Here is a 17,303-nt window from a genome sequence, read left to right as displayed (position 1 = left end):
CAAAGCAAACGCCCCGCCTTGCATCACTGCAGCGCGGGGCGTTTTTGTTGGCGTGCGGGCTGTTTGATCAGGTCCCACCCACGTAGGGATTCATCTTGCGTTCGCGGCCGAAGGTGCTCTCCGGGCCATGGCCGGGGATGAACACGGTCTGGTCGCCCATGGGCCACAGGCGCTGGGTGATGGAGTCGATCAGCTGCTGGTGGTTGCCCTGCGGAAAATCGGTGCGGCCAATGCTGCCGGCAAACAGCACATCGCCCACAAAAGCGCGGTCGATCTGCGGTGCGTGGAAAACCACGTGGCCGGGCGTGTGGCCAGGGCAGTGGCGCACGTTCAGCGTCTCCTGGCCAATCTGCACGGTGTCGCCGTCGTGCAGCCAGCGCGTGGGCACAAACTGCAGCGCAGGCGGAAAGCCGAACATCTGGCTTTGCTGCGGCAGGCCGTCAATCCAGAACTGGTCGCCCTCCTGCGGGCCGATGATCGGCAGCCCCAGCTTTTGCGCCAGCTCGCCGGTGCCGCCGGCGTGGTCGATATGCGCGTGCGTCAGCCAGATGGCCTTGAGCTGCAGGCCCAGGCGCTGCGCCTCGGCCAGCAGAACATCGAGATCGCCGCCGGGGTCGATCACCGCGGCATCCATGGTCTGGTCGCACCACACCAGCGAGCAGTTTTGCTGGAACTGGGTGACGGGAACGGTGTGGTAGTGGAGCATGCTTTTATTTTGATAGCGGATGGCCTAGGCCAGAAGACGTAGCCAGACCAAGAAGTGAAAAACGGGTGCAAGCCCCAGGGCTTGATCTGGCCCAGGTTTGTTGCGGTGGGCACAGACGCCCATAGCCCAAAAGCAGGCGCCATGTTACAACGTGTGCAAGCGGCGCAAGCGCTGCACCCGATTTGAAACTAGGAGACCTGTGATGCAAACCAACCCAAGCCCCATGCCGCAAGGCGGGGCTACTGATAACAGCAATGCACCGTCGCGCGCCGCCCAGCGTATTGGCGTGCCCAAAGAAACATTCCCGCTGGAAAAGCGCGTCGCCACCGTGCCCGATGTGGTGGAAAAGCTCATCAAGCTGGGTTTTTCGGTGGTGGTGGAAGCGGGTGCCGGCGAAGCCTCGAATTTCAGCGACGAGAGCTACCGCGCCGCAGGTGCCGAGGTGCTGCCCGATGCGGCAGCCGTCTGGGCCGCGGCGGACATCATCTTCAAGGTGCGCCCACCCACGCCCGAAGAGGTGGCGCAGATGCGCGCCGGCCAGGTGCTGATCGACTTCATTTGGCCGGCACAGAACCCAGAGCTGATGCAGCAACTGGCTGCCAAGCAGGTGACGGTGTTGGCGATCGACGCGTTGCCGCGTACCTTGAGCCGCGCGCAGAAGATGGACGCGCTCACCTCGATGGCGGGCGTCTCCGGCTACCGCGCAGTGATCGAGGCCGCCAACGCCTTTGGCCGCTATTTCAACGGCCAGATCACGGCAGCGGGCAAGGTGCCGCCGGCCAAGGTATTTATTGCAGGCGCGGGCGTGGCCGGCTTGTCGGCCATTGGCACGGCGGCCAGCTTGGGCGCGATTGTGCGCGCCAACGATACGCGCGCCGAAGTGGCTGACCAAGTCACCTCGCTGGGCGGCGAGTTCGTCAAGGTCGATTACGAAGAAGAAGGCTCGGGCGGCGGCGGTTACGCCAAGGTCATGAGCGAAGGCTTTCAGGCCGCGCAGCGCCAGATGTATGCGCAGCAGGCCAAAGACGCGGACATCATCATCACCACCGCGCTGATTCCGGGCAAACCCGCGCCCAAGCTGATCACCGCCGAGATGGTACAGAGCATGAAGCCCGGCAGCGTGATCGTCGACATGGCGGCCGAGCAGGGCGGCAACTGCGAGCTGACGGTGCCAGGCGAGGCGGTGGTGCGCCATGGCGTCACCATCATCGGCTATACCGATCTGGCATCGCGCCTGGCCAAGCAGTCGTCCACGCTGTACGCCACCAATCTGCTGCGCCTGAGCGAAGAGCTGTGCAAGGCCAAAGATGGCGTGGCGGTGGTGAATATGGAAGACGATGCCATTCGTGGCCTCACTGTCATCAAAGACGGCGCCGTCACCTGGCCTGCGCCGCCACTGGCGCAAGTGGCCAAGCCCGCGCCAAAGGCAGCAGCCGCGCCTGTGGAGCAGAAGAAGGGCGGCCATGGTCATGGTTCCAGCGGCCCGCTGCCAGCCAAGACGCTGGCCATCATTTTTGCTGTTGCGGCCGTGGCTTTCTGGTTTATCGGCGCTTATGCGCCAGCGGCCTTCCTGGGCCACTTCACGGTGTTCATCCTGGCCTGCTTTATTGGCTACATGGTGGTGTGGAACGTGACGCCGGCTTTGCACACGCCGCTGATGAGCGTGACCAACGCCATCTCCAGCATCATCGCCATTGGCGCGCTGGTGCAGATTGCGCCGCCCGGCACAGCAGGCACAGGGCGGCCCGATGAGCTGATTCGCTGGCTGGCCTTTGCCGCGATTGTGCTCACGGCTGTCAACATGTTTGGCGGCTTTGCCGTCACGCGCCGCATGCTGGCCATGTTCCAGAAATAAGAAGAACGAGAAGAGAGAAACACCATGTCCCAAAGTCTCGCAACCGTGGCCTATCTGGGGGCCGCTATTTTGTTCATTCTCAGCCTGGGTGGCCTGTCCAACCCAGAGACTTCACGCCGCGGCAATCTGTTCGGCATGGTCGGCATGGCCTTGGCCGTGCTGGCAACCGTGTTTGGCCCGCGCGTCGGCGCATCAGGCGTCGCCTGGATCGTGGGCGCGCTGGTCATTGGCGGCGGCATTGGCCTGTATGCGGCCAAGGTCGTGAAGATGACGCAGATGCCCGAGCTGGTGGCGCTGATGCACAGCCTGGTGGGCCTGGCGGCCTGTCTGGTCGGCTTTGCCAGCTATGTCGATACTTCGGCCCCGCTGCAAGGCGCTGAAAAGCTGATCCACGAAGTGGAAATTTATGTCGGCATCTTGATTGGTGCAGTCACTTTCTCGGGCTCGCTCATTGCCTTTGGCAAGCTCAACGGCAAGATCGGCGGCAAGCCGCTGTTGCTGCCCGGCCGCCACTGGCTCAACCTGGTGGCGCTGCTGGTGGTGATCTGGTTCGGCCGCGAATTCATCCGTGCCGAAACCGTGCAACAAGGCATGTTGCCGCTGCTCGTGATGACTGTGATCGCCCTGCTGTTTGGCGTGCACATGGTGATGGCCATTGGCGGTGCCGACATGCCGGTGGTGGTCTCCATGCTCAACAGCTACTCGGGCTGGGCGGCGGCCGCCACCGGCTTCATGCTGAGCAATGATTTGCTGATCGTGACCGGCGCGCTGGTGGGCTCGTCCGGCGCCATCCTGAGCTACATCATGTGCCAGGCCATGAACCGCAATTTCATCAGCGTGATTGCCGGTGGCTTTGGCTCGGGCGCTCCCAGCAAAAAGGCCGAAGGCGCGGCGGCCGAGCCGCAAGGCGAGGTAACGCCGGTGAGCGCGGCCGAAACCGCAGAGCTGCTGCGCGATGCCAAGAGCGTGGTCATCGTGCCCGGCTACGGCATGGCCGTGGCGCAGGCCCAGCACACGGTCAACGAAATCACCAAGACCTTGCGCGACAAGGGCGTGAACGTGCGCTTTGCCATCCACCCGGTGGCCGGCCGCATGCCTGGCCACATGAACGTGTTGTTGGCCGAGGCCAAGGTGCCGTACGACATCGTGATGGAGATGGACGAGATCAACGACGACTTCCCGGACACCGATGTGGCCATGGTCATCGGCGCCAACGACATCGTCAACCCGGCCGCACAGAACGACCCGGACAGCCCGATCGCCGGCATGCCGGTGCTCGAAGTGTGGAAGGCCAAGCAGTCGATCGTGATGAAGCGCTCCATGGCTTCGGGCTACGCCGGTGTGGACAACCCGCTGTTCTACAACGAGAACAACCGCATGTTGTTTGGCGACGCCAAGAAGATGCTCGACGAAGTGCTGGTGGCCTTGAAGAGCTGATTCGTTGCCGCTCAAAAAACAAGCGCCTGTGGCTTGCGTCACAGGCGCTTTTTTCATGGCTTTGGCAGGGAAAGCAGCCGCTGGTGCTACCTTGATTCAAAGCAGCTTGCTATTTAATTTATAGCGATTTTTTCTGATGGAAAAAACGTTCAGCGGTACCAGTCTGCTGCCGAATTCGTGCTGGGAAAAACCGCCGCCCGGCATTTGCCGCTTTCGCTGGAGTTGGCATAGTAGTTGTAGGCGTAGGCCATTTCCGTGCCATCGCGGCAAGGCTGGCCGCCATACAGGCGCGCATAGGTGGCGCGCACGCCGCTGCTGGAGCGGTAGCTGTCTTCGGCTTTGAACACCAGTTTGCCGTCTGCCGCCTGGATGCGCAAAACGCCGTACGAGGCGTTGCGCGGCGTGTAGTAGTCGACCAGCATGTCGCGCCCTTGCGAGCCCAGCTGCGAGATGATGAGAAAGTTGGCGCGTTGCTCGGCCACCAACTGCTCTTGGGTCAGCACGCGCATGCCGGGCACGGACGTCAGCCGGGGCGCCAGCTGCAAGCCCTTGCCCTCCAGCAACACGATCACCGCGTCATTGGGCGGCGCCGAGCGTGTGGGGCCGGCCAGCAGCAACTTTTGAAAGCGCTGCATGGCCAGGGCCTCGACCAGCTCTTGCGTGCTGTATTCCACCGCGTCCCTGGCCTGGGCGGCCGCGCAGCCCATGGCGACGCTGATCAGCAAGACGGCGGCCGTGGGGCTGCGGCTGCCAAGAGTGCGATGGGGCATGCGAGCGTCCTTTCTGGCTGGGCAGGTGCAGCGGCTTGGGCCTTTACAGCTGGAAGTCGTAATCGATGGTGATTGGCGCGTGGTCGCTGAACTTCTGGTCTTTGTAGATGTGCTCTTTGCGGGCGAGCGCGGCAATGGCCGGCGTGGCCAGGTGGTAATCCAGACGCCAGCCCACGTTGTTGGCGTAGGCCTGGCCGCGGTTGCTCCACCAGGTGTAGCAAGCGTCGGTGGTGTCGGGTTGCAGCACGCGGTAGACGTCGACCAGGCCGCCGGTTTCCACTTCCTTTTCCAGAATCTTGGTCATCCAGGCACGCTCTTCGGGCAGAAAGCCGCTGTTCTTCTGGTTGCTGCGCCAGTTCTTGATGTCGGCATTGGTGTGGGCAATGTTCACATCGCCGCACAAAATCAGCTCACGCTCGCTGCGCAGGCGCATCAGCTGCGGGTGCAGCTCGGCCAGAAAACGGTACTTGGCGGCCTGGCGCTCCTCGCCCGAGCTGCCGCTGGGGAAGTAGCAGCTGATGATCGACAGCTTGCGCTGCGGCGTGTCAAAGCGCAGCTCGACGTAGCGGCCCTCGGCATCGAACTCATTGGGCGAGAAACCAATCACCACATCGCTGGGTTCGTTCCGGGTGTAGACGCCCACGCCCGAGTAGCCCTTTTTCTGCGCAAACTGGAAATAGCCCCGCATGCCGTCGATGACGTCGAACTTATCCAGCATATCCGCTTGCTGTGCCTTGATTTCTTGCACGCAAATACAATCGGGCCGGGTCGCTTCGATCCAGGGAATCACGCCCTTGGTGGCGGCAGAGCGGATACCGTTGAGGTTGAGGCTGGTTAATTTGAACAAGGATTGGGTCATGGTGGATAGTCTCCCACAGTCGGCCGCTGGCACGCAGCTGGCGCAGGATTTTGTACGTTTTGCCGTTGAAGCCGGCGTGCTGCGGTTTGGTGAGTTCAAGACCAAGGCCGGTCGCATGAGCCCGTATTTCTTCAATGCCGGCCTGTTCGACGATGGCGCCAAGATGGCCCGCCTGGCCGAATTCTATGCAAAAGCCTTGTTGGCCAGCGGTATCGAATTCGACATGGTTTTCGGCCCGGCCTATAAAGGTATTCCGCTGGCGGCCACGGTGGCGGTGGAGCTTTCGCGCCACGGCAAGAACGTGCCCTTTGCCTACAACCGCAAAGAAGCCAAGGACCACGGCGAAGGCGGCACCTTGGTGGGCGCGCCCCTCAAGGGCCGGGTGTTGATTGTTGACGATGTCATGTCGGCCGGCACGGCGGCGCGCGAATCGATCGCCTTGATCCGCAGTGCAGGCGCTACGCCACACGCGATGGCGATTGCGTTGGACAGACAGGAGAAAGCCACCGAGAATGGCCAAGACGTTCCCCATAGCGCGGTTCAATACGTGCGCGACCATTTGGGGTTGCAAGTCGCAGCGATCGCCAAGCTCGATGACCTGCTGGCCTTTTTGGGCCAGGGCAGTGCAGCGGGCGAGATGCGCGAGCACCACACCAAGGTGCTGGCGTATCGCGAACGCTACGGCGTCAGTGATTGATAGCTAGAATTTGCTAGCATCAGCTTTGTCTAAAGGATGGATGCATGCGTAAGGAATTGTATGTGGTGGCTTCGGTTGTGGCGGTGCTGTGCACCGCTGGCACTGGCCATGCGCAGCAATCCGCACCCAAGGCGGTGTATAGCTGTGTGGATGCGAACGGGCGTCGCCTGACGGCCGATCGCCCGATCGATGCCTGCCTGGACCGCGAGCAGCGCGTGACCATGCCTGGCGGCGCGGTGCGCACGGTCGGGCCCACCATTTCTGAGAAAGAGCGTGCTGAGCAGGCTGCCCAAGCTCGGCGCGAAGCCGAAGAGCGCTACCGCGCCAACGACGGCAAGCGCCGCGAGCGGGCGCTGGCGGTGCGCTTCCCCAACAAGGCCGCGCACGAGGCTGAGCGCGCCGACGCGTTGGAATCGCTCGAAGGCCAGATCAAGATCATGCAGCAGCGCAAGCTCTCGCTGATGGAAGAGCGCAAGAAGATCGACCAGGAAATGGAGTTCTACACCAAGGACCCCAGCAAAGCCCCGCCGGCCCTGCAATCGCGCCTGAAATACAGCCGCGAGGAGATCAAGGACGTGGACGAGCAGATCGGCTCGATCGGCGACGAAATCAAGCGCACCAACAAGCGCTTTGACGACGAAGCAGCCATGCTCAAACAGTACTGGACCCCAGTGTCCGCCAGCAAATAACCATGGCCAACTTGCCAGCGGGCCTGACAAAGGCCGAAGACGGTGTGGTGCGCTGCAACTGGTGCATGGCCACCGCGCACTACCAGCACTACCACGACCATGAATGGGGCTTTCCGGTGCACGACGAGCGGCGCCTGTTCGAGAAAATCTGCCTCGAAGGTTTTCAGGCCGGGCTGAGCTGGCTCACCATCTTGAACAAGCGCGAAGGCTTTCGCGCTGCCTTCGCCAACTTTGAGGCCGCCCAGGTGGCCGCCTTTGGCCCCGACGATGTGGCGCGCCTGCTGGCCGACCCTGGCATCGTGCGCCACCGCGGCAAGATCGAAGCCGTTATCAACAACGCCCAGCGCCTGTTGGAGCTGCAGCGCGAGTGTGGCAGCTTTGATGCCTATTTGTGGCGCTTTGCACCCGCCAAGAGCAGCCGGCCGAGCAAGGTCACCTTGGAGTCGGTGCGCGAGATGGGCGTGCCGCCCGAGGCACATGCCTTGTCCAAAGACCTGAAAAAGCGCGGCTGGAAGTTTGTCGGGCCCACCACCATGTACGCCTTCATGCAAGCCATGGGCATGGTCAACGACCACCTCCACGGCTGCCACCTGGCGTCATCGGGCAAAAAATAGGTTCATGACGGATTTCGAGGGATGCCAGAGGTGTGACGAAATCCACAGCGATGCTTTTTTTGGAAGTCTTCGTATTGAGGTGGCGGCAGAGGCGCTTATGCTTTGTTGCGATGGCTGGCCGTACCCAGGTACTGTCTGCGCCATCGACGTCGCGCCTAAGCGCCTCTGACACCATTGTGGTGAGCGATTCCAGCGCCCGCTTTTCTGCGAGCTGGTGCTGTTCGAGAATTGTCTTCACCGGGAATCCGTGAAGAGGCTTTTTTACAGTGGCGGCAGCTCATCCACCAGCAAGGAATAGCGCTGTAGCGACACATAGCGCGAGCCGCGCTTGCTGCAGTCGCGCAGCAGGCCTTCGTGGGTGAAACCGGCCTTGGCGAGCAACTGGGTGGAGGCAGTGTTCTCTGGCTCCACGTGCGCAACCACGCTGTGCAGCGCCAAACGCTTGAAAGCGCCCGGCAGCCACAGCGGCAAAGCGGTGCGCATGATGCCCTGGCCCCAGTATTCGGGCAGCAGCCAATAACCCAGCTCGGCGCTGTCGCCATCGTCATCGCGGTCGTACACGCCAATGCCGCCCACCACCTTGCGCTGCACGGTGATGGCTTGCCACCAGCCGGATTTGTCGCGGGCCAGGTCGCGGTACCAGTCGAGCTGCTCGCGCGCTACTGCATGGGCATTGGGGTGGGTGGTTTCCAGACCGTAGAACTGCGTCACGCGCTTGTCGCCCATGGCCTGGGCGACCACCGGCTGGTCGGTGTGCAGAAAATCACGGAAAAGCAAAGAAGGGCAAGCGTTGGACATGGCCCAAGCGTAGCAGCTTTGTGGCGGGTGTCAGCGCATGGGGCAGGACAAAAAACAAGCTGGCAGCGCCTGCTCAACAAGCGCTGCCAGCTGGAGTTTTGGGTTGCAGCGGTTTACTGCAGGGCTTGCCAGCGCAATGGCTCGGTGGCGTTGACTTCGCGGATGCCCAGCAGCGCGGCATTGCGGTGCAGCAGGGCCTCGAACTGATCACGGCTGGCGGCTATCTGGTCGGCCGCGCCGTCCCAGTAATCGGCGGCCACCTGGGCGGCGGTGAAATCGCTGTGGGCAAACTTTTGCACAATATTGCGCAGCTTGTCGAGATTGATGCTGTGGATGTCGGTCATGGCGAGCCTCCTGAAAACCATGCTCTCCATGGTTGGCGCAAACGCAAGGGCTGTCAATCGGCAAAAGTCAGCAATCGGACGCCATCTTTCAGACCTTGCGCCCAACGGCCGCCAGCAGGCGCGCCACCAGCAGCGCCGCTATCCAGGCAATGCCGCCTATCCACAGCGGTATGGTCACATAGCTGCTGGCGCGCGCCCATTGCGAGAACTCGTCGAGCCCCTGCAGCGGCCACAAGGCCAAGGCGCCCGCAAACAAGCCCCACAAGCAGGCAAACAGCGCAAAGCCCAGCGCAATCTGGCGTGGTGCGGTGCTACCAGTTTGTGCCTGAGCCCGGCGCCACAGCCAGAACACGGCGGCCAGCACCAGGGCGGCAGATACCAAGGCTGCCGTCGGCCACCACAGCGGCAAGGGCAACCAGGAGAGGTTCCAGCTGTTCATCGGTGCAGGCGCTTTATTCCTTGTTGCACAGCATTTCGTCGGCCAGGCTGCCCACCTGCACGCGCATGTTTTTGCCTTGGCGGGCTTGCAGCGTCCAGGTGTCGCTCAGGTCTTCGGGCACCAGGTCTTTGTCGTTGATGAGCTCGGGGTGCTTTTGTGTGGAGCGGTCTTGCTTGACGACCTCGGGCACGATCAAGGTGATGGTGTCGCCCTCCAGGCGCCAATGGCCGTTGCCTTGCACCACAAAGCTGTATTGCTGCTGGGTGCTGGGCAGCTCGTACACCAGGTAGGCCTGGGCTTTGAGCGTGCCGTCGGGGTTGAACTGGTCGGTATAGGTAAAGCTGGCCTGGTCTTGGCCCATCTGGATCTGGAAACGGCACTCCCAGGTGCCGTGCAGATCTTCCGCCTGCAGCTGTACAGGCTTGGCGGCTTGGGCCGCACTGGCGGCTGCCGTGGCTTTGGGCGCTGGCTCGGCCTCTTTCTTGCCAAACGGCCAAAGGCTGGAGCAGGCCGTGAGCGCTGGCAGGGCGAGCAGGTAAACAAGCGGGCGGAGCAGGGTGGTCAAGGGCATGGCTGGCACTCTAGCAAAAAAGCGGAGCAGGCCCGTTGGGCCCACTGCCGCCGGTGATGAGCCGCAAACGCGGCTGGGCCGTATCAGCCCAGCGTCGGGTAATCGGTATAGCCGTGTTCGCTGCCGCCGTAGAAGGTGCTGCTGTCGCCAGCATTGAGCGCGGCGTTTTTGCGCAGGCGCTCGACCAGATCGGGGTTGGCGATGAAGGCGCGGCCAAAGGCCACCACATCGGCCCAGCCGCTGGCCACGGCTTCTTCGGCGCTGGCGCGGGTGTAGCCGTTGTTCACCATCCAGGCGGCTTTGCCGCCGGCGTTGCGGTAGGCCGATTTGAAATCCGGGTAGTCAAACGGGCGGCCTTCCACTTCGCGCGGGCCGCCGGTGGCGCCCTCGATCACGTGGATAAAGGCCAGGCCCAGCGGTGCCAGCTGGCGTGCCAGGTATTCGAACAGCGATTGCGCATCGCTGTCCTCAATGCCGTTGGCTGGCGTGACGGGCGAGAGGCGAATGCCCACCTTGCCAGCGCCCACCGCATCGACCACCGCGCGTACCACCTCCAGCGTCAGGCGGCAGCGGTTCTCGATAGAGCCGCCGTACATGTCGGTGCGGGCATTGGCGCCGGTTTTCATGAACTGGTCGAGCAAATAGCCGTTGGCCGCGTGGATTTCCACCGCATCAAAGCCCGCTGATTCGACCGCGTTGCGTGCTGCGGTGGCGTAGCTGTGCACAATGCCGGGCAGCTCGTCGGCGCGCAGCGCACGCGGTTGCGTGGTGGGCACGAACTGGCCCTTGCCGCTGGCCGGGTCGATCAGGTAAGTGCGCGTTTGCGCGGTAATGTCCGACGGCCCCACGGGCGCTTGCAGCTGGGGCTGCAGCAGCTCGTGCGAGACGCGGCCCACGTGCCACAGCTGGCAGGCAATCTTGCCGCCCTTGGCGTGCACGGCATCGGTCACTTTTTTCCAGCCTTCGATCTGGTCTTCGCCATACAGGCCGGGCACGTCGGAATAGCCCTGGCCCTGGTGGCTGATGGCCGTGCCTTCGGTGATCAGCAGGCCGGCCGTGGCGCGCTGCGCATAGTAGGTGGCGGTAAGCGGCAAGGGCACAGCGTTGGGCGAGCGGTTGCGCGTGAGCGGTGCCATCGCGATGCGGTTGCTCAGCGCCAGATCGCCAACACGGACGGCATCGAACAGGCTATGGGCTCGGGATTCGGACATGGGAAAACACTCCAGGCAAAAGGCAATAAACAGTTTTACCACGGGTGCAAAAAGGCTGCCGGGCTGGTGTTAAGTGGTGCTGAAAGCTATCAAATAAATAGCTGTAAACAATGATTCATTGCGCTCTGCAGCAGGGCGTGACTTGGGTCATGGTTCAATTCAACCCGACACGCTGTAATGAAAAGCTTTTGCCGCCATGATCGTCTGCAGTGCCATGCGCACCGCATGGCGGCATGACCGAGGGGAATCTATGGCCAAGACATCGCTGGATAAATCGAAGATCAAGTTTTTGCTGCTGGAAGGCATTCACCCGTCTGCGCTGCAAGTGCTGCACAACGCGGGCTACACCAATGTCGAGGCGCTGACCGGCGCGCTCGACGGCGAAGAGCTGAAGAAGAAAATCGCCGATGTGCACTTTGTTGGCATCCGCTCGCGCACCCAGCTCACTGCCGATGTTTTTGCCGCTGCGCACAAGCTGGTAGCCGTAGGCTGCTTTTGCATTGGTACCAACCAGGTCGATCTGGGCGCTGCCCGCGAGCGCGGTGTGGTGGTGTTCAACGCGCCGTTTTCCAACACGCGCTCGGTCGCCGAGCTGGTGCTGGGCGAGGCGATCTTGCTGCTGCGCGGCATTCCGGAAAAGAACGCTGTCGCCCACCGGGGCGGCTGGAAGAAGAGCGCTGACAACTCCTTCGAGATTCGCGGCAAGACGCTCGGCATTGTTGGCTACGGCTCCATCGGTACGCAGCTGTCGGTGCTGGCAGAAGGCCTGGGCATGAAGGTCGTCTTCCACGATGTGGTGACCAAGCTGCCGCTGGGCAATGCGCACCAGGCCGCCAACCTGAACGAGCTGCTGGGCCAGGCCGACATCGTCACCCTGCACGTGCCCGAGCTGGCTTCCACCCACAACATGTTGGGCGCAGCGCAGATCGCGGCGATGAAGCCTGGCAGCATTCTGATCAACGCCTCGCGCGGCACCGTCGTCGATATCGACGCGCTGGCCGAAGCGCTGCGTGCCGGCAAGCTGCTGGGCGCAGCGATCGACGTGTTCCCCAAAGAGCCCAAGAGCAACAAGGACGAGTTTCTCTCGCCCCTGCGCGGCATGGACAACGTCATCCTCACGCCGCACATCGGCGGTTCGACCATGGAGGCGCAGGCCAACATCGGCCTGGAAGTGGCAGAAAAACTGGTCAAGTACAGCGACAACGGCACCACCACATCGGCCGTCAACTTCCCCGAAGTGGCGCTGCCCGAGCACCCCGGCCACAACCGCATCCTGCACGTGCACGAAAACCGCCCCGGCATTCTCTCGGCCATCAACCAGGTGTTTGCCGACAACGGCATCAATGTGGCCGGCCAGTACCTGCGCACCGACGAGAAGGTCGGCTATGTGGTGATCGACATCGACGCGCAGTCGTCGGCACTGGCACTGGAAAAGCTGTCGAAGATTCCCGGCACCATCCGTTGCCGGGTGTTGTTTTAAGCGCTGGTTGGCAGCGCGTAGCAAAGGGGCGTAGGCCCCTTTTTTGCGGGTCTGTTTTTCAATTGGCGCTGCTGGGCTTTTGCATGCTGCAGCTGGCCGGGTCTCGCCCCGGCGGGCGACCGACTTTCTTGCTACACGGCAAGAAAGTCGGCAAAGAAACGTGCCCTGCATCCATCGACCCCGAAAGCTTCGCAAAGCGAATCTTTCGGGGCAACCTGCGCTCGGAGAAAACGGCGGCGTGCGTCATAACTCGCTCCGCGCCAAGGCGCTGCGCTCAAACAGATGACGCAAGTCAGAGCACGAAGTTTGGCTGTCCTGCGGCAGCCAAACCGCCGCCGTTTTCTCCGATCGCAGGCGCTGGCTGAAAGGGTGGGGGAGGAACAGCCAACAGCCAACGGCCTGCGAGACCCGGCCAGCTGCAGCCAGCAAAAAACACCAACGCCAGTTAGAAAACAGCTCCGCAGTTAACGCGAAATTTGCAGATATCCGCAATCTGCAAATTCCGTATATCCATGCGCGAATTGCTTCGTTGGCGGCGCGCTGCTGCGTTCTTAGCATGAACTCCTCACTGACAACACCAAGCCCGAGGAGTAGCACCGATGAACGCCGTTACCGACGCCCGCCACCTGTCCAACCCAGCCGATGCCGCAGCATCCGGCTTGCAGATCGAGCCATTGGCTGGCCGCATTGGGGCGGCGGTTTTCGGCGTGCAATTGGGGGGCGATTTGTCGCCAACCCTGTTTGCGCAGATCAAGGCTGCGTTGTTGAAACACCGCGTGCTGTTCTTTCGTGGCCAGCAGCATTTGAGCGACAGCTCGCACCAGGCCTTTGGCCGTTTGTTTGGCGAGATTGAGCCGCACCCAACGGTGCCTGCGCCCGATGGCACCGCGTTTTTGGAGCTGAACTCGCAACACGGCGGCCGTGCTGATTCCTGGCATACCGATGTCACCTTCAAGGCCGCGTATCCGCAGGTTTGCGTGTTGCGTGCCGTCACCTTGCCCGGCCATGGTGGCGACACTGTTTGGGCCAATACCGTGGCCGCTTACGAAGGTTTGCCCGAGCCTCTGAAACTGCTGGCCGAGCAGCTGTGGGCCGTGCATGGCAACGATTACGACTATGCGGAAAACTTCCGCCAGAACGCAGCCAGCGACAGCGAAACCGCCGGCCGCGCCAGCTACCGCAAGATCTTCACGCGCAAGACCATCGAGGCCGAGCAACCGCTGGTGCATGTGCATCCGGAAACGGGCGAAAAAGCCTTGCTGCTGGGCCACTTTGCCAAGCGCATCAAAGGTCTGCGCAGCAGCGAATCGGCGGCGCTGCTGCAGCTGTTCAACGAGCGCATCATCCGCCTCGAAAACACCGTGCGCTGGTCTTGGCAAGAAGGCGATGTGGCCGTGTGGGACAACCGCGCCACGCAGCATTACGCCATCAACGATTACGGCGATGCGCACCGCGTGATGCGCCGCGTCACCGTCAGCGGCACCACTGCTACCAGCGTCGATGGTCGCAGCAGCGTCGACATCACGGCTGCTGATCCCGTAGCGGCCTGAACCCCATCCCACCGCGCTTGCCGGGCAGGCGCGGGTACCAGAAGAATTTTCCGACCATGACCCGAACCACCTACCACTACGAAGGCGGCGTGCTTGTGCCGCGCCGCAAGCTGCTGCTGTCGGCTCTGGCCGCCGGTGCCGGCGCCACGCTGGGTTTCCCGGCGCTGGGCAATAACAAGCCGCTCAAGGGCGTCACGCTCAATGCCTCGCTGTTCAGCACTGCGTATTCCAAACAGTTGCGTCCTTTGATCCCGGAGTTTGAAGAGGCTACCGGTGCCAAAATCAACTTTGACACGCCCAGTTTCCCGGTCTACAACCAGCGCACCGATCTGGAGCTGTCCACCAAGGGCTCGGCTTTTGACGCGGTGAATGTGACCTTCATCTACTCCAGCCGCTGGATCAACTCCGGCTGGCTCACGCCGCTGGACGACTACCTGCGCGACCCGAGCAAAACCCCGGCCAGCTTTGATGCGCAAGACTTTTTGCCCGGCGCGCTGGCGCCCGAAAAAGGCTCGGACGGCAAGCTCTACGGCCTGCCCTGGCTGGCCGAAGTGATGCTGGCTGCGGCGCCGCGCTTTGATCTGTGGCAGCGCGAAGGCCTGGGCCTGCCCGGCACCACCGATGCGCTGCTGGCCTCGGTACAAAAGCTCAACCGCAAAGAGCGCGCGGCCGGCTTTGTGGCCGAGAACCATTACGGCTGGACTTTCATCCCGTTTCTGCAAGCCTTTGGTGGCGATGTTTTCCGCAAGGCGCCGCACGATCTGTACCCCGCGCTGGACACGCCGCAGGCCATTGCCGCAGCCGATTACTTTGCGCGTCTGCTGCGCGAGTTCGGCCCCGATGGCGTGGTGTCGTTCACGCCCGACCAGGCCTTGCAATCGCTCAAAACCGGGCGCGGCCATTACGGCGTGCAAGGCCAGGTGTATCTGGCCCAGCTGGCCGACAAAGAAGGCGGCAAGTTTGCCGGCACCACCGCCTGGGGCCATGTGCCAGCCGGGCCGGCGGGGCGCTTTCCCGGCACGGCCGTGCATGGCTGGGGCATTCCGGTGGGCAGCAAGAACAAGGATGCGGCCTGGCAGTTCATCAGCTGGGCCACGTCCAAAGCCACTTTGCAAAGGGTGGTGGCCGACGGCTACAGCGCGCCCACGCGGCGCTCCAACCTGGAGTCGGCGGCCTACCAGCAGCGCATGCGCGTCAATGGTTATGACCTGGGCAAGCTGGTGTCCGAGGGCTTGGACCTGGCGGCCAAGCAAGGCCATATGGCTTACCGCACGGTGGCCCCGTATCCGCAGGTCGATCAGCAGATCGACAAGGCGATTGCCCTGATCGTCAGCGGCCAGAGCACACCCGAGCAAGCCATGAAGCAGGCACAGGCCGGCTCGTTGGCCGAGCTACGCCGCGCTGGCGTGGCTGTGTAAGGAGGGCTGCGCATGCCACCCACCGCATCTTGGGCCGGCCAGCCAGCGCTGGAGGCTGGCTTGGCGCGTGTGCCAGCGCCCAGCAAGCCGGTTGCGCCAAGTGCAGCAGCAGTGCCGCCGGCACAGCACGCGCGCTCCTGGCAACGCGAGGCCTCGCGCGCCTACGGCTGGGGGCTCGCGCCAGCCCTGGTGGTGTTGGGCGCCATCACTTTGCTGCCGCTGATCACGCTCATCGTCGTCAGCCTCACGCCGTTCAGCCTCACCAACCCGGCCGCCACTTTCCACTTCGATGCACCGTTGGGCAACTACGCACAACTGCTGCATGACGAGCGTTTTCTGCATTCGCTGTGGGTGCAGGCCAAGCTGTCCGTGGTGGGCGTGGTTTTGCAGCTGCTGGTGGGCCTGGGCATGGCTTTGCTGCTGAACACCACGAGCCGCGTGGCCAGCGGAGTGCGCACTTTGTTTCTGATCCCGATGGTGTTGCCGCCGATCGTGGTGGCACTGGTGTGGAAGATCATCTACACGCCCGACATCAGCCCCGCGCACGCGCTGCTGGAGCAATGGGGTTGGCCTGTGCGCTCGCTCATCGCCAACCCGGACACCGCGCTGTGGGCGATTGTGGCGGCCGATGTGTGGCAGTGGTTCCCTTTCACCATGCTCATGGTGCTGGCGCAGTTGCAGATGGTGCCGCGTGACCCGCTCGATGCGGCGCGCATTGACGGCGCCAACCGCTGGCAGATGTTCCGCTACATCGTGCTGCCGTATTTGCAGAACACCTTGGTGGTGTGCGCGCTGTTCCGGTTGATCGACAGTTTCAAGGCTTTCCCGCTGCTCTATGTGCTGACCAATGGCGGCCCCGGCACGGTGACCGAGGTGACCAATTTCTACGGCTTCATCCAGGCATTCAACTTTTCGTACTGGGGCTACGGCAGCGCGATTGCGGTGGTGATGCTGGTGATCATCTTTGCGCTCAGTGCACTCATCAGCCGCCTGGGCCAACGCGGAGGAGCCAGCCATGGCCGCTGATGCTTTGCTTGCGCCCAGCGTGGCCGCGCATCGTTGGTTGCAGCGCCATCTGCGCAGTGCGGTAGCGGTTGTGCTGCTGGTGCTGGTGTTGCTGCCTTTTCTGTGGATGGTGCTGATGGCCTTTCGCCCGGCGGCCGATGCGCTGGAGCTGGACCTGGTTTTTCGCCCCACGCTCGATGCGTTTCGCGGCCTGTGGCAAGACAGTTTTGCCAAGTCGTTTAGCAACAGTTTGCTGGTGAGTGTGCTGTCCACTGCCTTGTCGCTGTTGCTGGGCGTGCCTGCGGCCTATGCCTTGTCGCGCTGGCGCTTCAAGGCGCGCAAACAGGTGGCGCTGTGGGTACTGTGCACGCGCATGGCGCCGCCGATTGCTTTCACGATTCCGTTCTTTCTGGCCTTTCGCTGGCTGGGCTTGCTGGACACGGTGTGGGCGCTGGTGCTGGTCTACCTCACCTTCAACCTCGCCATCGTGATCTGGATGATGCAGGGCTTTTTCGAGGCCATTCCCGCCGCGCTGGAAGAGGCCGCCTGGCTGGACGGCTGCGGCATCTGGTCGGCCTTCTGGCATGTGACGCTGCCGCTCACCCGGCCCGGCCTGGTGGCCACGGCGGTGCTGTGCTTCATCTTCTCGTGGAGCGATTTTTTCTTTGCCCTGATTTTGACGCGCACCCAGGCGGTGACGGCGCCGGTGGCGATCGTCAATTTTCTGCAGTACGACGGCTGGGAGTGGAGCAAGATCGCGGCCGCCGGCACCCTGGTGATGCTGCCGGTGCTGCTGTTTACCGTGCTGGTGCGCAAATACCTGGTCCACGGCCTGACGGCCGGTGGCGTGAAGGACTGAT

At 62.7% G+C, this 17,303-nt stretch carries 18 protein-coding genes; 10 read left to right on the top strand and 8 right to left on the bottom strand.

Translation table 11 applies throughout. From position 1 onward, the window contains the following. Window positions 1-67: 67 nt before the first annotated feature. Window positions 68-706 carry an MBL fold metallo-hydrolase gene (locus ACFIQF_RS19810; RefSeq protein WP_393945362.1) on the bottom strand — a complete coding sequence of 213 codons (639 nt, stop codon included), beginning with the start codon at window positions 704-706 and terminating at the stop codon, window positions 68-70. Window positions 707-908: 202 nt separating this feature from the next. Between ACFIQF_RS19810 and ACFIQF_RS19805 the strand changes: the two genes are divergently transcribed. Together ACFIQF_RS19805 and pntB are read left to right on the top strand one after the other, a co-directional pair. Continuing rightward, entirely contained in the window at window positions 909-2,561 is a 1,653-nt protein-coding gene (locus ACFIQF_RS19805) for a Re/Si-specific NAD(P)(+) transhydrogenase subunit alpha (protein ID WP_393945361.1), read from the top strand. Window positions 2,562-2,585: 24 nt separating this feature from the next. Continuing rightward, on the top strand, window positions 2,586-3,998 hold the full coding sequence (gene pntB, locus ACFIQF_RS19800; protein ID WP_393945360.1) for a Re/Si-specific NAD(P)(+) transhydrogenase subunit beta: 1,413 nt from the start codon (window positions 2,586-2,588) through the stop codon (window positions 3,996-3,998). A gap of 149 nt (window positions 3,999-4,147) precedes the next feature. Here the strand turns inward: pntB and ACFIQF_RS19795 are convergent, their stop codons facing one another. Together ACFIQF_RS19795 and ACFIQF_RS19790 are read right to left on the bottom strand one after the other, a co-directional pair. Continuing rightward, window positions 4,148-4,768, bottom strand: a complete 621-nt coding sequence (locus tag ACFIQF_RS19795) for a hypothetical protein (protein ID WP_393945359.1) — start codon at window positions 4,766-4,768, stop codon at window positions 4,148-4,150. 43 nt (window positions 4,769-4,811) lie between these two features. After that, window positions 4,812-5,615, bottom strand: a complete 804-nt coding sequence (locus ACFIQF_RS19790) for an exodeoxyribonuclease III (RefSeq protein WP_393945389.1) — start codon at window positions 5,613-5,615, stop codon at window positions 4,812-4,814. Window positions 5,616-5,625: 10 nt separating this feature from the next. Here ACFIQF_RS19790 and pyrE point away from each other — a divergent pair, with 10 nt between their 5' ends. The 3 genes from pyrE to ACFIQF_RS19775 are packed head-to-tail and all read left to right on the top strand — an operon-like array spanning window position 5,626 to window position 7,627. Next, window positions 5,626-6,324 carry an orotate phosphoribosyltransferase gene (gene pyrE, locus ACFIQF_RS19785; RefSeq protein ID WP_393945358.1) on the top strand — a complete coding sequence of 233 codons (699 nt, stop codon included), beginning with the start codon at window positions 5,626-5,628 and terminating at the stop codon, window positions 6,322-6,324. Window positions 6,325-6,368: 44 nt separating this feature from the next. Next, the gene (locus ACFIQF_RS19780) at window positions 6,369-7,013 is read left to right on the top strand and encodes a DUF4124 domain-containing protein (RefSeq protein WP_393945357.1); all 645 of its coding nucleotides are present in this window, start codon (window positions 6,369-6,371) and stop codon (window positions 7,011-7,013) included. A gap of 2 nt (window positions 7,014-7,015) precedes the next feature. After that, window positions 7,016-7,627, top strand: coding sequence for a DNA-3-methyladenine glycosylase I (locus ACFIQF_RS19775; RefSeq protein ID WP_393945356.1), 612 nt, complete (start codon window positions 7,016-7,018; stop codon window positions 7,625-7,627). 261 nt (window positions 7,628-7,888) lie between these two features. Here ACFIQF_RS19775 and ACFIQF_RS19770 read toward each other — a convergent pair whose 3' ends face one another. The 5 genes from ACFIQF_RS19770 to ACFIQF_RS19750 all read right to left on the bottom strand — a co-directional run bounded on the left by ACFIQF_RS19770 (window position 7,889) and on the right by ACFIQF_RS19750 (window position 10,990). Next, the gene (locus tag ACFIQF_RS19770; protein ID WP_393945355.1) at window positions 7,889-8,425 is read right to left on the bottom strand and encodes a GNAT family N-acetyltransferase; all 537 of its coding nucleotides are present in this window, start codon (window positions 8,423-8,425) and stop codon (window positions 7,889-7,891) included. 113 nt (window positions 8,426-8,538) lie between these two features. Continuing rightward, window positions 8,539-8,769: a hypothetical protein gene (locus tag ACFIQF_RS19765; protein WP_393945354.1), complete on the bottom strand. Its 231-nt coding sequence runs from the start codon at window positions 8,767-8,769 to the stop codon at window positions 8,539-8,541. A gap of 88 nt (window positions 8,770-8,857) precedes the next feature. Then, window positions 8,858-9,208 (bottom strand): hypothetical protein, encoded by a 351-nt coding sequence (locus ACFIQF_RS19760; protein WP_393945353.1) that lies wholly within the window; start codon window positions 9,206-9,208, stop codon window positions 8,858-8,860. 13 nt (window positions 9,209-9,221) lie between these two features. Beyond that, window positions 9,222-9,779, bottom strand: coding sequence for a hypothetical protein (locus ACFIQF_RS19755; protein ID WP_393945352.1), 558 nt, complete (start codon window positions 9,777-9,779; stop codon window positions 9,222-9,224). An 83-nt stretch (window positions 9,780-9,862) separates the two neighbouring features. Further along, a complete protein-coding gene (locus ACFIQF_RS19750) occupies window positions 9,863-10,990 on the bottom strand; it encodes an alkene reductase (protein WP_393945351.1) in 1,128 nt (375 codons plus the stop codon). 250 nt (window positions 10,991-11,240) lie between these two features. Between ACFIQF_RS19750 and serA the strand changes: the two genes are divergently transcribed. The 5 genes from serA (at window position 11,241) to ACFIQF_RS19725 (ending at window position 17,302) form a co-directional block, all read left to right on the top strand. Next, window positions 11,241-12,470 (top strand): phosphoglycerate dehydrogenase, encoded by a 1,230-nt coding sequence (gene serA / locus ACFIQF_RS19745; RefSeq protein WP_393945350.1) that lies wholly within the window; start codon window positions 11,241-11,243, stop codon window positions 12,468-12,470. Window positions 12,471-13,069: 599 nt separating this feature from the next. After that, entirely contained in the window at window positions 13,070-14,020 is a 951-nt protein-coding gene (locus ACFIQF_RS19740) for a TauD/TfdA dioxygenase family protein (protein WP_393945349.1), read from the top strand. Window positions 14,021-14,076: 56 nt separating this feature from the next. Continuing rightward, on the top strand, window positions 14,077-15,438 hold the full coding sequence (locus ACFIQF_RS19735; RefSeq protein WP_393945348.1) for an ABC transporter substrate-binding protein: 1,362 nt from the start codon (window positions 14,077-14,079) through the stop codon (window positions 15,436-15,438). Window positions 15,439-15,450: 12 nt separating this feature from the next. After that, window positions 15,451-16,464 carry a carbohydrate ABC transporter permease gene (locus ACFIQF_RS19730; protein WP_393945347.1) on the top strand — a complete coding sequence of 338 codons (1,014 nt, stop codon included), beginning with the start codon at window positions 15,451-15,453 and terminating at the stop codon, window positions 16,462-16,464. Further along, window positions 16,454-17,302 carry a carbohydrate ABC transporter permease gene (locus ACFIQF_RS19725; protein ID WP_393945346.1) on the top strand — a complete coding sequence of 283 codons (849 nt, stop codon included), beginning with the start codon at window positions 16,454-16,456 and terminating at the stop codon, window positions 17,300-17,302. Before ACFIQF_RS19730 ends, ACFIQF_RS19725 begins: the two co-directional genes overlap by 11 nt. Window position 17,303 lies beyond the last annotated feature (1 nt).

Source organism: Comamonas trifloxystrobinivorans (assembly GCF_043359985.1).
GTDB lineage: Bacteria > Pseudomonadota > Gammaproteobacteria > Burkholderiales > Burkholderiaceae_C > Comamonas > Comamonas trifloxystrobinivorans.
Note: the sequence above shows the minus strand (reverse complement) of the source record. Positions and strands in the feature narration are given on the sequence as shown.

Coding starts and splice junctions, on each gene's coding strand:
- ACFIQF_RS19725 (WP_393945346.1), top strand. CDS start 16,454: ATGGCCGCTGATGCTTTGCTTGCGCCCAGCGTGGCCGCGCATCGTTGG.
- ACFIQF_RS19775 (WP_393945356.1), top strand. CDS start 7,016: ATGGCCAACTTGCCAGCGGGCCTGACAAAGGCCGAAGACGGTGTGGTG.
- ACFIQF_RS19765 (WP_393945354.1), bottom strand. CDS start 8,769: ATGACCGACATCCACAGCATCAATCTCGACAAGCTGCGCAATATTGTG.
- ACFIQF_RS19805 (WP_393945361.1), top strand. CDS start 909: ATGCAAACCAACCCAAGCCCCATGCCGCAAGGCGGGGCTACTGATAAC.
- ACFIQF_RS19780 (WP_393945357.1), top strand. CDS start 6,369: ATGCGTAAGGAATTGTATGTGGTGGCTTCGGTTGTGGCGGTGCTGTGC.
- ACFIQF_RS19730 (WP_393945347.1), top strand. CDS start 15,451: ATGCCACCCACCGCATCTTGGGCCGGCCAGCCAGCGCTGGAGGCTGGC.
- ACFIQF_RS19810 (WP_393945362.1), bottom strand. CDS start 706: ATGCTCCACTACCACACCGTTCCCGTCACCCAGTTCCAGCAAAACTGC.
- pyrE (WP_393945358.1), top strand. CDS start 5,626: ATGGTGGATAGTCTCCCACAGTCGGCCGCTGGCACGCAGCTGGCGCAG.
- ACFIQF_RS19760 (WP_393945353.1), bottom strand. CDS start 9,208: ATGAACAGCTGGAACCTCTCCTGGTTGCCCTTGCCGCTGTGGTGGCCG.
- ACFIQF_RS19735 (WP_393945348.1), top strand. CDS start 14,077: ATGACCCGAACCACCTACCACTACGAAGGCGGCGTGCTTGTGCCGCGC.
- pntB (WP_393945360.1), top strand. CDS start 2,586: ATGTCCCAAAGTCTCGCAACCGTGGCCTATCTGGGGGCCGCTATTTTG.
- ACFIQF_RS19795 (WP_393945359.1), bottom strand. CDS start 4,768: ATGCCCCATCGCACTCTTGGCAGCCGCAGCCCCACGGCCGCCGTCTTG.
- ACFIQF_RS19755 (WP_393945352.1), bottom strand. CDS start 9,779: ATGCCCTTGACCACCCTGCTCCGCCCGCTTGTTTACCTGCTCGCCCTG.
- ACFIQF_RS19740 (WP_393945349.1), top strand. CDS start 13,070: ATGAACGCCGTTACCGACGCCCGCCACCTGTCCAACCCAGCCGATGCC.
- serA (WP_393945350.1), top strand. CDS start 11,241: ATGGCCAAGACATCGCTGGATAAATCGAAGATCAAGTTTTTGCTGCTG.
- ACFIQF_RS19750 (WP_393945351.1), bottom strand. CDS start 10,990: ATGTCCGAATCCCGAGCCCATAGCCTGTTCGATGCCGTCCGTGTTGGC.
- ACFIQF_RS19770 (WP_393945355.1), bottom strand. CDS start 8,425: ATGTCCAACGCTTGCCCTTCTTTGCTTTTCCGTGATTTTCTGCACACC.